This window comes from Pseudogulbenkiania sp. AW2-16 (assembly GCF_056824575.1).
Map to the genome: position 1 here is coordinate 2567633 of NZ_CP157668.1, position 14164 is coordinate 2581796.

A 14164-nucleotide genomic window follows, 5' to 3' on the forward strand; every position below is an offset into this window, starting at 1 on the left:
AACGAAGCTTTGGCATTGATGGATTCCATGATGGAATGTATTGAGCAGCAGTCCAATTGCTCACTACCGTGAGTGAGTCCGAATTTTTGTGTAACGCAGCCAATACTCGACTATGTCCAGCGTGACTGTTAAGGCCGGTTATGCAAAGCCTGCGATTATGGAAAGTAACCTGGGTGGCTGGGCTAAGAAGCTGGCAGGAAGCGGTTTGGCAGCAGCGGATAGGCCCCACGCGCTGCGGGTTCCCGGGGGCGTACCGGCTCAACTCCGGCGCGCGTAGCGTGCCGCCACGAGTTGCATGAGTTGGCGCACCAGCCCGAGGAAAGTGGCCGACCAGGCGACCAGCGCGACCCAGAAGAACGCCTGTGGTAGGAACCACAGGAAGCCAAAGTCCATCGCCTGCAGCATTTGGTGGGTGCCGGCCGAGTACATGCCCAGCGGGAACACCGCGCCCCAATACAGCGGGTCGTAGCGCAGCGGGAAGCGTCGATAGATGTGGCGCCACGCGGCCAGTACCAGCAGCATCGGGATCCACCATGTACCGGTGGCCCAGTAGAAGACGGTGAAGCCCTTGATGAACGGCTCCAGCGAGCGCAAGTACCACGCATCCGGGGCATTGAGGATCAGCATCGAGCCCGCCAGCGTGGAGATGGCCATGGCGCCCATGTTGATCCAGTAGGGCGGTGACAGGTCGGCTGGCGAGAACCGGAACATTGTGTAGCGGTAGAAGATCAGCGACATCGTCCAGATATAGAGCATGCCGCCCAACAGCCACATCGATAGTGCGAGGAAATTGACTTCTAGCCGGTTGGGCTGCTGGATATGGGCCGCCACCAGCGTGCCGAGCACCGCCAGCGATTGCGACGCCACCACCGCCAACAGCCAAGCGCCGTTGATGCCCTTGTCGAGCGTGGGCTTGGTCTCCTTGACGATGAAGCCGGTGAAGACTGTGTACGTCAACAGGACCCACAGCCCGACGGCGACGGCGAACATCGTCATGCCGACTGCGAAATTGCCATTGAGTACAACGGCTTGGCTGCCGATGAGACTGGTGGCAGCCACCATCGTGAAAAAACCTGGCCCGCGCAGGTGATCGATCATGTCGTCGAGGAACTGTTGCGGATAACGCACTGCGCGCAGTACCGTCAGCATCCATAGCACTGCATAAAAGACGATATTTGCATAGAACAGTACCTGTGCCAGGCCCAGGATACCCTGCTGGTAGGCAGCCAACGAGACGATGCCGGTAGCCATGACCATGCCGAAGTAGGCTGGGGACATGTTGGCCAAGTCGGAGTCGACGGACATTTGAACCGTTGTGGGGGACAAGTTCATCGAAAAGAGGCCTTCAAGGTAAAGGAACGAGGCGATGTCCGCTTACCCTACACGGACTTGAAATCACAGGGAAGTTCTCTGCCTCCGCCGGATTACGCAAGTAGAGCCATGCCAAACGTTGAACTCTAGGCAGATCAATACTTTTGACCTATTCATCCAAAAATATTTGAAATCGGCATATCACCAGCATAATTCCTTTGGTCGTCTTCCTAGGAAACCACGGCAGCATATTCTAGTGTTGTAACTGGCTGCGCCAATGAAGGGCCTGCCGTGAGTGGAGTGCCGATTACGTACCGAGAGCATGAAGACGAGCGATTCTGGGGCCCGCAAGGTTCGGGTATCACTTGCCGCAGTCTAGGGTATTGATCCTCTGCCCGATCCTGGCTTTCTCCTCAGGTCATCTGGAGCATCGTGGTTCTCCGGTTTCTCCTACAGTAAGGCCCAGCTTTTCATGCTAACCGCCGTGCCATCGCTGTCTGGTGCGACGCTACGCATTTTCTATCGCGTTCTGCCCGCCATGACCCGCGGCTGGAAATGGATAGCGATTTCGACTATCTCGGTGGTGCACGGGTGTCGCTGGTCGTATTTGGCGCTGGTGACATTCAGTGTGTTGAGGTCCCTGCCTTGAAAACTGTCCAACGGAACGGTAGCTGGGGGGTAATTACTGGGGGGCAGGTAGTACAACTGCGGTACCTGTTATCGGGAATTGGCAATCGCTCGGTGTCCCGCATGACCCCCATGGTGTTCACTGCACTGAGCCAGTGCAAGGTCAAGGGCGACAGCGAGGAGTCGTAGCGTGGCCGACCCCATAACGTGACCGAAGCGGCGGAGATAACCGGCTTTGCCGGCGTCATCGGTGCCTACAGCGGTTTTTTCATTCCAAACGGATTCGGTGCTTCGATAAAGCTTACCAGCCGCACGGAAGGTGCACTATATGTATTCATACTGTTCTACCTGAGCTGCACATTGATTTGCTGGGTGTTTTACGCGAGAAAGCACGCCAGCCTGCCCTGTTGAACGGCGGCCGACGCCAAAGAGGAGGAACCTCATGAGCCACTTTCTGGATCGTCTGAGCTTTTTCACCCGGCCACGCGAGCCCTATGCCGACGGTCATGGCGAGGTGCGGGAAGAGGACCGCGACTGGGAGGTGGCCTACCGGCAGCGCTGGCAGCACGACAAGATCGTACGTTCCACGCACGGCGTGAATTGTACCGGCTCCTGTAGCTGGAAGATCTACGTCAAGGGCGGCATCGTTACCTGGGAGACGCAGCAGACTGATTATCCGCGGACCCGCCCCGGCATGCCCAACCATGAGCCACGCGGCTGTTCGCGCGGGGCTTCATACAGCTGGTATCTGTACAGCGCCAACCGGCTCAAGTATCCGATGATCCGGGGGCGTCTGGTACGGTTGTGGCGTGAGGCGCGCAAGACGCTTGACCCTGTGGCGGCATGGGCCTCGATCATTGAGGATCCACAACGGGTGAAGGACTACAAGTCCATTCGGGGGCGCGGCGGTTTCGTCCGAGTGAGCTGGGATGAGGCAACCGAGCTCGTCGCCGCTGCCAACGTGTACACCATCAAGCACCACGGCCCGGACCGCGTGGTCGGTTTCTCGCCGATTCCCGCCATGTCCATGGTCAGTTATGCCGCGGGTTCCCGTTACCTGAGCCTGATCGGCGGCACGCTGCTCTCGTTCTACGACTGGTATTGCGACCTGCCGCCGGCCAGCCCGCAGACCTGGGGCGAGCAGACCGATGTACCGGAATCGGCCGACTGGTACAACTCGGCGTACATCATCGCCTGGGGTTCCAACGTCCCGCAGACGCGCACCCCCGATGCGCATTTCTTTGTCGAGGCCCGTTACAACGGCACCAAGGTCGTGGCGATCACGCCGGATTACTCCGAGGTCGCCAAACTTTCCGATCTCTGGCTGCACCCCAAGCAGGGTACCGATGCGGCGCTCGGCATGGCGATGGGCCACGTCATCCTCCGCGAGTTCCATCTCGAACGGCAAGTCCCTTATTTCGACGATTACTGCCGCCGGCTGACCGATCTGCCGCTACTAGTGACGCTAAAGCAGCACGGCGACCAGTTCGTGCCCGACCGCTATTTGAGGGCCGGCGATTTTCCCGACAAGCTCGGGCAGGGCAACAACCCGGAATGGAAAACCGTCGGCATCGACCGGACCAGTGGCAACTATGCCGTACCACAGGGGGCGATCGGTTTCCGCTGGGGCCAGCAACTGGGCGGCGATCTCGGCAAGTGGAATCTCGAACAAAAAGACGGGGCCGATGGCCGTGATCTCGATCTGGCGCTGACGCTGATCGACCGTCGCGACGAGGTGGCAACAGTCGCCTTTCCCTATTTTGGCGCGGTCGAACACCCGCAGTTCCGGCACAACGAGCAGGGGGGCAACGTGTTGCTGCGTCATGTCCCGGTGAAGCGGCTGGAGCAGAACGGAGAGACCATCCATGTCGCGACCGTGTTCGATCTGCTCTGCGCCCAGTACGGGCTGGACCGGGGGTTGGGCGGGGCCGTCGCCCGCGATTACGACGACGATGTGCCGTATACGCCAACATGGCAGGAGTCCATTACCGGCGTCCCGGCAGAACAGGTGGTAGCCGTCGCGCGCCAGTTTGCCGAAACCGCCGAGCGTACTCAAGGCCGGGCCATGATCATCATCGGCGCCGCGATGAACCACTGGTACCACCAGGACATGAACTACCGGGCCGCCATCAACATGCTGATGCTGTGCGGCTGTGTCGGTGTGTCCGGCGGTGGTTGGGCGCACTACGTTGGTCAGGAGAAGCTCCGGCCTCAGACCGGGTGGACGGCGCTGGCCTTCGCCCTCGACTGGGTTCGCCCCCCGCGGCACATGAACGGCACCTCGTTCTTCTACGCGCATTCCGATCAGTGGCGTTACGAGCAGCTCCATGCCAGCGAGCTGCTCTCCCCATTGGCCGATCCGGCCCGCTATGGCGGCAGCTTGATCGATTTCAACGTCCGTGCCGAGCGCATGGGCTGGTTGCCTTCATCGCCGCAGATCGATCGCAATCCTCTGTCCATTGCCGACGCTGCGCGAGCCGCCGGGCTGGATGCCAAGGACTACCTGGTCCGTGAACTCAAGTCCGGTGCGGTGCGTTTGGCGTGCGAAGACCCGGACAGTCCAGAGAACTTCCCGCGCAACCTGTTCGTCTGGCGTTCGAACCTGTTCGGCTCTTCCGGCAAGGGGCACGAATACTTTCTCCGTCACTTTGTCGGGGCGCAACATGGCATGCAGGGTGTCGACCTATGCGAGTCCGGCGGAGCCAAGCCGGAGGAGGTGGTCTGGCACGAGAAAGCGCCGGAAGGAAAGCTCGATCTGATCACGGTGCTTGACTTCCGCATGTCCACGACCTGTCTGTACGCCGACGTGGTGTTGCCGACCGCCACTTGGTACGAGAAGAATGATCTCAATACCTCGGACATGCATCCCTTCATTCATCCGCTCTCGGCGGCGGTTGATCCTGCCTGGCAAACAAGAAGTGACTGGGAAATCTACAAGGCCATTGCCAAGAAATTTTCCGAATTGGTGCCCGGCCATCTTGGTGTCGAGCAGGACATCGTGCTGCAACCACTGCAGCACGATACGCCGGCGGAGATTGCCCAACCCTATGGCGTGAGTGACTGGAAAAAGGGCGAGTGTGATCTGCTGCCCGGCAAGACTGCGCCTAGCATCGTGGTGGTCGAGCGCGATTACCCGAACACCTACAAACGCTTTACCGCCCTTGGGCCGCTGATGCAGACGCTCGGCAACGGTGGCAAGGGTATTGGCTGGGATACCGTGACTGAGGTCGAAGGGCTGGGACGGCTCAATCGTATCGTGTCAGAGGAAGGACCGACCAAGGGTATGCCACGCATCGAAACTGACATCGATGCCGCCGAGGTGATCATGTCGCTAGCGCCGGAGACCAACGGCGAAGTTGCCGTCAAGGCATGGCAGGCGCTGGAGCAATTCACCGGGCGCGAGCATGTGCATCTTGCCGATGTACGTGAAGACGAGAAGATCCGGTATCGCGACATCCAGGCGCAGCCGCGCAAGATCATTTCCTCGCCGACCTGGTCAGGCATTGAAAGCGAACATGTCAGCTACACCGCAGGCTATATCAATGTGCACGAATTGATCCCGTGGCGAACCCTGACCGGGCGCCAGCAGTTTTATCAGGATCATCCCTGGATGCGGGATTTCGGCGAAGGCTTTGCCAGTTACCGGCCCCCGATCGATACCCGAACCGTCGCGCCGCTGGTCGGGAAAAAGCCGAATGGCCATCCCGAGGTCGTGCTCAATTTCATCACCCCGCACCAGAAGTGGGGCATCCACAGCACCTATACCGACAACCTGATCATGCTTACGCTCTCGCGCGGCGGGCCGATCGTCTGGCTATCGGAGGTCGACGCGCAGAAAGGTGGCATCGTCGACAACGATTGGATCGAGCTTTACAACCTGAATGGGGCCATTGCCGCACGAGCCGTGGTCAGTCAGCGAGTGAAGGAGGGCATGTGCATGATGTATCACGCACAGGAAAAGATCGTGAATGTCCCGGGCTCAGAGATCACCGGTCACCGTGGCGGCATCCATAATTCGGTGACCCGCACCGTGGTCAAGCCGACGCACATGATTGGCGGCTACGCGCACTTGGCCTACGGCTTCAACTACTACGGCACGGTCGGCTCGAACCGGGACGAATTCGTCATCGTGCGCAAGATGGACAAGGTGGACTGGATGGATACCCCGCTTGCGGCACGAGGAGAACGCTCATGAAGATCCGCGCCCAGATCGCGATGGTGCTGAACCTGGACAAATGCATCGGCTGCCACACCTGTTCGGTCACCTGCAAGAACGTCTGGACCAGCCGCTTGGGCATGGAGTACGCCTGGTTCAACAACGTCGAAACCAAACCCGGCATCGGCTATCCGAAAGACTGGGAAAATCAGGAACACTGGCGCGGGGGGTGGGAGCGCAAGCCCAACGGCAAGCTCAAGCTGAAGCAGGGCGGGCGCTTGCAGTTGCTGCTCAACCTGTTCGGCAATCCCAATCTGCCGGAGATCGACGACTACTACGAGCCCTTCACGTTCGACTACGAATTCCTGCAAACCGCGCCGGAGATGCCGACCCCGCCGGTGGCCCGGCCGATTTCCATCGTGACCGGACAACGGATGGAAAAGATCGAATGGGGACCGAACTGGGAGGAAATCCTCGGCGGCGAGTTCGCCAAGCGCAGCCAGGATTACAACTTCGAGGCGGTGCAGAAGGAGATCTACGGCGAGTTCGAAAACACCTTCATGATGTATCTGCCTCGCCTGTGCGAGCACTGTCTGAACCCGGCCTGCGTCGCGAGCTGTCCGTCCGGCTCGATCTACAAACGCGAGGAGGACGGCATCGTCCTGATCGATCAGGACAAATGCCGTGGCTGGCGTATGTGCGTTTCGGGCTGCCCGTACAAGAAAATCTATTACAACTGGTCGAGCGGCAAGGCCGAGAAGTGCATCTTCTGTTATCCGCGCATCGAGTCGGGTCAGCCGACGGTCTGTTCGGAAACCTGTGTCGGTCGCATCCGCTATCTCGGGGTGTTGCTCTACGACGCCGATCGGATCGAAAGCGCCGCCTCGGTAGAAGACCCACAGGACCTGTACGAAGCGCAACTGGCCGTCTTCCTCGACCCCCATTCCGCCTCGGTGCGGGAAGAAGCCCTGAAGCAGGGCATGCCGCTGGCGTGGCTCGATGCTGCTCGCGAGTCGCCGGCTTACAAGATGGCGGTGGAGTGGAAGATCGCCTTCCCGCTGCATCCCGAGTACCGCACCTTGCCGATGGTCTGGTACGTGCCGCCGCTCTCCCCGATCCAGGCGCGTGCCAACGCCGGCGAGATCGGCGCCAAGGGCCATATCCCCGACGTCTCCAGCCTGCGCATTCCGCTGCGCTACCTTGCCAATTTGCTCACCGCCGGCAAGGAAGCGCCGGTGGCGGCGGCGCTGGAAAAGATGCTGGCGATGCGCGCCTTCTACCGGGTGCGTCAGCTCGAACGCCGCGACAGTCCGGACATTCTGGCCCAGGCTGGGCTGTCAGTCGCCCAGGCGGAGGATATGCATCGCTACCTGTCCATCGCCAACTACGAAGACCGCTACGTCATTCCGACCTCACACCGCGAATACGCCGAAAATGCCTATCAGTTGCGCGGCGAGTGCGGCTTTACCTTTGGCAACGGCTGCTCGGACGGCAGCAGTGAACTGAGTCTGTTCGGCGGCAAGATGGGTGGCAAGAAAGTCATCCCGCTCAAAACCATCGCGGGCCACAATCCGGAGAACAGCGTTGATTACTGACACCCCACGTGAGCTGCACGCGCTGGGCGCGTTGCTAACCTATCCCGGACCGGCTCTGCTGGCGGCGCTGCCGGAAATCGGCGAGCTGCTGACGCCCCTTGTCCGGCGTCTGCCGGCCGAGTCGGGAGAACGGCTGCGGCGGCTGATCGAGGCGCTGCAAGCAGGAGAGCCGCTATCACTGGAAGAAGACTACGTCGCGCTATTCGACCGGGGCCGCCGTACGTCCTTGTACCTGTTCGAGCACGTGCATGGGGAGTCGCGCGATCGCGGGCCGGCGATGGTCGACCTGCATCTGGCGTATGCCCGAGCGGGCTTGTCACTGGTCGAAGGCGAACTGCCGGATTATCTGCCCGCCGTGCTCGAATTCCTGAGTCGGCGCCCCCTCAGCGAGGCCAATGCGACGCTGGCTGATTGCGCCGATGTCCTGCGCAAACTAGGGCAGGCCCTGATCGAAAAGGGCAGCCTGTACGCCGCCGTGCCGGACGTTCTGTTGCTGGGCATCCGTCAGCCGGGCCTGGACTGGTCCTGCCTGACGGTTCAGGAAGAAGAGAATCTGGATGCCGACTGGGAGTCGCCCCCGGCCTTTGGTGACGATGCCAGCTGCGTGCACAAACCCGCGACCGCCACGGTCCGTTTCATGCCGCGCCCGCCACGCTAGCAGGATTGAGAGGAGAAGCACCATGAAATCGCTGCACGATTTTCTATTTGGCCTCTACCCCTACATTGCGCTGTCGGTCTTTTTCATCGGCAGCCTGATCCGCTTCGACCGCGAGCAGTATTCGTGGAAAAGCGATTCGTCGCAGATTCTGCGCAAGAGTCAGCTGCGCCTGGGCTCGATGCTATTCCACCTCGGTGTCCTTGTGGTCTTCTTCGGCCACCTGATCGGTTTCCTGATGCCGGAACCCATCGTGCTGGCACTGATGAGCGAGAGGGCGCATGAGTTGTTGGCGATGGTGGGGGGCGGGGTGGCCGGTGTGTTCTCCATCATCGGGCTCAGCATCCTGATTTACCGTCGGGTCAGCGATCCACGCATCCTGAGCAATAGCCGTACCGCGGACATGGTGGTGCTGGTGATCATCTGGCTCCAGCTCGCGCTTGGCCTGCTGACCGTGGTTTACTCCTCGAGTCATGTCCCCGGTTACGACTTCGGTGCGTTGATTGCCTATGTGCAAGGCATCGTGATTTTCCGGGCAGACAATGCTGCGCTGATCCTTTCGGTGCCTTGGGTGTACAAGGCCCATATCTTCCTCGGGCTCACCGTGTTCCTGATTTTTCCGTTTACCCGTTTGGTCCACATCTGGAGTGGATTTGCGGCAATCTTCTATCTTTCGCGGCCCTATCAGCTGATGCGCACCCACAGAAAGCTGGCGAGCAACCGTCGAATTTCCTAAAGAGCCCTGACTCATGCCCATCGAATCCACCCCTCAATCACTGACTGCACGCATCAACGACGTCGAGATCGTAGCGGGGACGCCGGCCGATCTACGGTTTGCCTCCGTGCAGGAACTGCTCCGCCAGCGCGCCGTGGCGCTGGGTTTGCTGGCGGCGGATGCGGACCAGACTGCTACTGTGGCGGCGCTCGAACACTTGCTGGAGCGTGAAGTCAAGGTGCCGCAGGCTGGCGACGAAGAGGTCGAGCGCCATTATCTGGCGAATCCCGGGCGTTACACGGTGGGCGAACTGGTGTTTGCCTCGCACATCCTGTTGCAAGTGACGGAACGGACACCGATCCAGCCGCTGCTGGCGCGCGCGGAGGCGATACTGCATCAGGCCCAGGCCGATGCCTCGCGTTTTGCCGAATTGGCGCGCGAAATGTCCAACTGCCCGTCGGCGCAGGTCGGTGGCAGTCTCGGGCAACTGCAACGGGGGGATACCGTGCCGGAATTCGAGGCGGTACTGTTTGCCGATGGCTCGGTAGGCGTCTTGCCGCGTGTCGTGCGCACCCGTTACGGCTTCCATATTGTCAAGGTGGAGCGGCGTGAGCCGGGGAAACTTCTGCCCCTGGAGATGGCGCGTGATCGTGTGGCCTCCGACCTTGCCGAGCAAAGCCTGGGCCGTTCGCTGCAACAGTACCTGGAAAGGCTGGCATCCAACGCCGAGGTGAATGGCATAGATTTGATGTCAGACCGACGCTATTGAAAAAAGTCGGTCCATAACACGGGCATGACCACCACGACTAGCGTGCTTGCAAACCGATCATGCCGTTATATAGTCGAAGAAGCCCCCACTGATTTCACTGCCTGTTGTTATCGAGGAGTGTTGCCATGAGACCCCTCTCGCTTTTTCGTATGGTCGTATCCTCCAAGGAGGGGTGGAACGATATATCACGGACCCATCCTTCGCCCTTGGGCTCGTTCCTGAAAATCGTGCTGATTCCCTCGTTGCTGGCAACCGGCATGATTCTGTACGCCGCCCGGTTCCATGGCGAGGTCTATTCCACCCATGTCACGTTCGAATATTGGTCTGGTATCGCGCTGCTTTTCCTGCTGACCAGTTGGGGTTGTGTGCATGTGATGGCCTGGTTTATCCGTTATGCGGTGCATACCGAATCCCGCCCCTCCTATGCCGATTGCTACCGTCTGGCCGCCATCGCACCGGTACCGATCTGGCTGTCGGCCCTGTCGTTGTTCGCTCCCGTTCCGATATTCAACGCTTTGGCCGCCATCCTCGGATTGATGGCCTCGGGCGGCCTGATTTATCACGGTCTTGATGCCCTGTTTGAGCATGATGACTCGGTTCGGACGGAAGCGTTGGCCTACACGGTGTTTTCGGTGGGGGCGCTGGTATGGGCACTGATCGTTGCCTTGCTGGTCATGCCGCTCCTCTGAAAGAGCGAAGCTCGAGCCAGTCATGGGCTACTCACCTGCCGCATCAGGGGTCCTGATTTGGGATTTGCGGCCGAGATCCCACTCATTTCCCTGCTGCAGCACGTCCCGGTTGAATACCAAATCTTCGATATGCAAACCGTGTCGCGCAGCTACCGCCAACGCTTTGACCCGACGCACGGTAACGTGGCGCTACATGATGCTTTTATCGAAGCTGACAACAACCAATCCTACCCCGAGGCTCCGCAGAAGCTTCATGAGCTCCCTGCGCTCTACCTGCAAAAGGAAGTCTGGTCTGTCCCGCTCCCCGTGGACACTAACTTAAGGTGGATAATCTCCACCAAGGAGCACTGTTCATGACCAATACCAGCGGCTGCCATAAGGGCATCGACTCATAGCTTGTAGCCAATCTGCCGCAGAAAATTCTTCCGCCACTGAATGTCGTCGTTGCCTTCGATGCCATTGGCGCAGGAGCCATCCACGACGCCGAGCACGCTTCGGCCCTGTTCCGTTTCGGCAAGAATGACTTCCGTGGGATTGGCCGTGGCGCAAAAAATGCGACAGACCTCGGGCACCATTTTCACTGCGTTCAGCACGTTTAACGGAAAGTAGCCGTCCCCCAGGAAAATAATGAAACTATGGCCGGCACCGATGGCTTGGGCGTTCTTTTGGGCCAGTTCGATCATGGCGGGGTCGGTGCCGGACCATCGCACCAGACATTTGCCGGAGGCTTCGCAGAAGGCGACGCCAAACTGGATGCCAGGGACGGTTGCGACCAGGGTTTCGTGGATGTCCTCGACGGACTTGATGAAGTGTGTTTGACCCAGAATGAAGTTGACCGCTTCCGGTTTGTCGATTTTCTGCACGATGAGCTGCATCTTGAGTTTCTCCTTTCCCGCTGTGCCCGATGGGGAATCCGGTGGCGGACGGGGGCTTGCGGTCGCGGCTCGGGCCAAAGTGGGTGGGGGCAGGGGTATTTCCATCGACTTCTTGGCCGGGCATTTTTTATTCTATGCAGAGCCTCTCTAAAGTGAATGGTCGGTTTGGTTGGTTCGTGCGGTTCGGGATCATGGCCAGGGCTTGGGGCGGCATTCCCCGGGCCGGTATGACGCACCTCCGCGCGTGCCGGCGGCAGGCTGTAGTACACTCCGCAGGCCGTAGGCTTGCCAACAGGGTGTCGCAGGACGCAGCCCCGGATGGCCTCGACGCCGTGCGGTAGCGTCGACGGGGATGCGGCCTGATCGGGCCTGCTGTCCGGCAAAGGCATGATGCCGTTCTCGCTATCAACAACCTATCTGCTGCCCGTTCGCAGCGTGGCCGTTCTGGCCTGTTTCACAGGATTTCGCTTGCATGGCTCTCCCAACTATTCTGATCACCGGCTGCTCCAGTGGCATTGGCTATACCGTGGCAAAGGGGCTCAAGGCGCGTGGCTGGCGCGTGTTTGCCAGCTGCCGCCAGGCGCAGGACGTGCAAAGGTTGGCCGAAGAGGGGCTGGAGTGCCTGTTGCTGGACGTGGCGGATTCGGCCTCGATCCGCGCCGCGGTCGACGAGGTGTTGGCACGCACGGGCGGTACGCTCGACGCGCTGTTCAACAACGCGGGTTTCGGCCAACCTGGCGCGGCAGAGGACATCACGCGCGCCGCGCTGCGCGAACAGTTCGAGACCAACCTGTTCGGCGCCTGGGAGCTGACCAACACCGTGCTGCCGGCGATGCGGCGCCAGGGGCACGGGCGCATCCTGTTCAACAGTTCGGTGCTGGGCTTTGCCGCGATGAAATATCGCGGAGCCTATAACGCCAGCAAGTTCGCCATGGAAGGGCTGTGCGACACGCTGCGGTTGGAGCTGGAGGGCAGCGGCGTGTTTGTGTCGCTGGTCGAACCGGGGCCGATCGAAAGCCGTTTCCGGCCCAATGCGCTGGCGCGTTTCCTGAAGAACGTCGATATCGAGCACAGCGTGCACCGCGCCTCGTATGAACGTCAACTGGTGCGATTGAAGAAGGAGGGGCACGCCGCGCCCTTCACGCTGCCGCCGGAGGCGGTGCTGGACGCGGTGCTCAAGTCGTTGGCGAGCAAACATCCGGCGGCACGCTACCGGGTGACGTTTCCGACCAAATTGTTCTGGTACCTGAAGCGGGTGCTGCCCACGCGCGCGTTGGACTGGGTGCTGCAGCGCGCCGCCTGAGGCCGATCTCGTCCGGGCTCCCTGCGCTGGGGCCATGCTGAGCCTGGAGGCTCTCGGCGCGAGTGACGCCCATCGATGACGGGGCGCCGGGCTCCTCTCACCCTAAATAAGGGCGACTTGGTCATTCCGGTTCCCGTGCTTCGGCGGCATTCAACCCGCTTTGGCTCGCTCGCCGACTGCGACGGATTTGTTCCGAGGATGGTTCAACTCGCGCAGACGCGGTTACGGCCGTTTTGCTTGGCCTTGTAGAGGCGCTCGTCGGCCAGGCGCAGCAGCTCGCGGATATCCGGTGCGGTGGCCGCGGCCATGCCGATGCTGATGGTGTAGCGCACCGTGCCCTTGTGGCTGTCCACTTCCTCTCTTTCCACTTCTTGTCGCAGTTCTTCCAGCCGTTGCGCCAGCGGGTGGGCGGCGTCACGTTTCATCAGCACCACGAACTCTTCTCCGCCGAAGCGGGCCACGATGGCGCGCGGGAAGTGCTCGCGCAGCCGGTCGGCCAGGTGCTGGATGACGACGTCGCCGACGTCGTGGCCGAAGCCGTCGTTGATCTGCTTGAAATGGTCGATGTCGATGATGGCGATGCCGTAGGCGCCGCGGATCTTCTGCACTTGTTCGAACAGGTGGCGGCGGTTGGACAGCCCGGTGAGCGGGTCGGCATGCGCCGGGTGCTCCAGTGTCATCAGGTTTTCGACGAATTCGATATTGCGCGTGATGCGGCAGGTGAACTCTTCGAAGGTGAACGGCTTTTGCAGATAATCGTCGGCGCCGGCCTTGAGAAAACGCGGCGTCATGGTCTTGTCCTGCTGCACCGAGATGCCGACGATGGCGAGCCGGGTGTGGGTGTAGAGCCGGCGGATGGCGCTGGTCATCTGTGCGCCGTCCATGCCCGGCATGCCGTAATCGGCCAGCACCAGGCTGACGTCGCTGTGCTCGCGCAGGGTCTGCAGCGCCGCTTCGGCATCGACCGCCTCCAGCACCTGGTACAGGTGCCGCCGCAGGTAGTCGCGCAACAGCGAGCGGGTGGTGTGCGAGTCATCCACCACCAGCACCTTGATCTGGGGGTTGCGGTCGATGCGCTTGAGCATGCGCATCAGGTAGTCGAGCGCCGAGGGGCTGTCCTTGGGGATGTAGTCCACCACCGGCATGCTCAGGATGTCGTCACGCGTCTGCTGGTCGTTGTGGGCGGTCAGGACGATGGTGGGGATACCGGCCCGGAACAGCGGCGGCAGCGCCTCGCCGCTGGGAGCGTCCGGCAGGCAGTAGTCCGCCACGGCGGCGCTGAAGTGCACCTCGCTGGCGAGCTGTTGCTCGAGCTCGGCCAGGCTCATCACCGGCACCGCCTCGAAGCCCAGCTCCTCCACCATGCGGCAGACCGGACGGATCAGCATGGTGCTGTCCTCGATGACCAGCACGCGTTTTGGGGTTTTCATAAGCAAATCAGGCGGTAATTGCTTTTTTTTAAAAGCAAT

General features: G+C 60.7%; 10 protein-coding genes. 7 read left to right on the plus strand and 3 right to left on the minus strand.

Annotated features, from left to right (window positions below):
* Positions 1-258: 258 nt before the first annotated feature.
* Positions 259-1332: a tellurite resistance/C4-dicarboxylate transporter family protein gene (locus ABKF58_RS12545; protein ID WP_482581016.1), complete on the minus strand. Its 1074-nt coding sequence runs from the start codon at positions 1330-1332 to the stop codon at positions 259-261.
* Positions 1333-2380: 1048 nt separating this feature from the next.
* Here ABKF58_RS12545 and ABKF58_RS12550 point away from each other — a divergent pair.
* From ABKF58_RS12550 to ABKF58_RS12575, 6 genes are all read left to right on the plus strand, one after another.
* A complete protein-coding gene (locus ABKF58_RS12550) occupies positions 2381-6133 on the plus strand; it encodes a nitrate reductase subunit alpha (protein ID WP_482581017.1) in 3753 nt (1250 codons plus the stop codon).
* Entirely contained in the window at positions 6130-7689 is a 1560-nt protein-coding gene (gene narH / locus ABKF58_RS12555; RefSeq protein WP_008953535.1) for a nitrate reductase subunit beta, read from the plus strand. The genes ABKF58_RS12550 and narH overlap by 4 nt, the downstream gene beginning before the upstream one ends.
* Positions 7679-8347: a nitrate reductase molybdenum cofactor assembly chaperone gene (narJ, locus tag ABKF58_RS12560; RefSeq protein ID WP_294866297.1), complete on the plus strand. Its 669-nt coding sequence runs from the start codon at positions 7679-7681 to the stop codon at positions 8345-8347. Before narH ends, narJ begins: the two co-directional genes overlap by 11 nt.
* A 22-nt stretch (positions 8348-8369) precedes the next feature.
* The gene (narI, locus tag ABKF58_RS12565; RefSeq protein ID WP_008953537.1) at positions 8370-9080 is read left to right on the plus strand and encodes a respiratory nitrate reductase subunit gamma; all 711 of its coding nucleotides are present in this window, start codon (positions 8370-8372) and stop codon (positions 9078-9080) included.
* A 13-nt stretch (positions 9081-9093) separates the two neighbouring features.
* Positions 9094-9828: a peptidylprolyl isomerase gene (locus ABKF58_RS12570; RefSeq protein ID WP_294866299.1), complete on the plus strand. Its 735-nt coding sequence runs from the start codon at positions 9094-9096 to the stop codon at positions 9826-9828.
* 125 nt (positions 9829-9953) lie between these two features.
* The gene (locus ABKF58_RS12575; protein ID WP_482581019.1) at positions 9954-10517 is read left to right on the plus strand and encodes a YIP1 family protein; all 564 of its coding nucleotides are present in this window, start codon (positions 9954-9956) and stop codon (positions 10515-10517) included.
* 389 nt (positions 10518-10906) lie between these two features.
* On the opposite strand, the gene ABKF58_RS12580 is transcribed toward ABKF58_RS12575, so the two are convergent.
* Positions 10907-11392, minus strand: a complete 486-nt coding sequence (locus ABKF58_RS12580; protein WP_482581020.1) for an adenosine-specific kinase — start codon at positions 11390-11392, stop codon at positions 10907-10909.
* Between the two features lie 472 nt (positions 11393-11864).
* On the opposite strand from ABKF58_RS12580, the gene ABKF58_RS12585 reads away from it, so the two are divergent.
* Positions 11865-12695: an SDR family oxidoreductase gene (locus ABKF58_RS12585; protein WP_482581021.1), complete on the plus strand. Its 831-nt coding sequence runs from the start codon at positions 11865-11867 to the stop codon at positions 12693-12695.
* A gap of 203 nt (positions 12696-12898) precedes the next feature.
* Here the strand turns inward: ABKF58_RS12585 and ABKF58_RS12590 are convergent, their stop codons facing one another.
* Positions 12899-14125 carry a diguanylate cyclase gene (locus ABKF58_RS12590; RefSeq protein WP_482581022.1) on the minus strand — a complete coding sequence of 409 codons (1227 nt, stop codon included), beginning with the start codon at positions 14123-14125 and terminating at the stop codon, positions 12899-12901.
* Between the last annotated feature and the right edge of the window lie 39 nt (positions 14126-14164).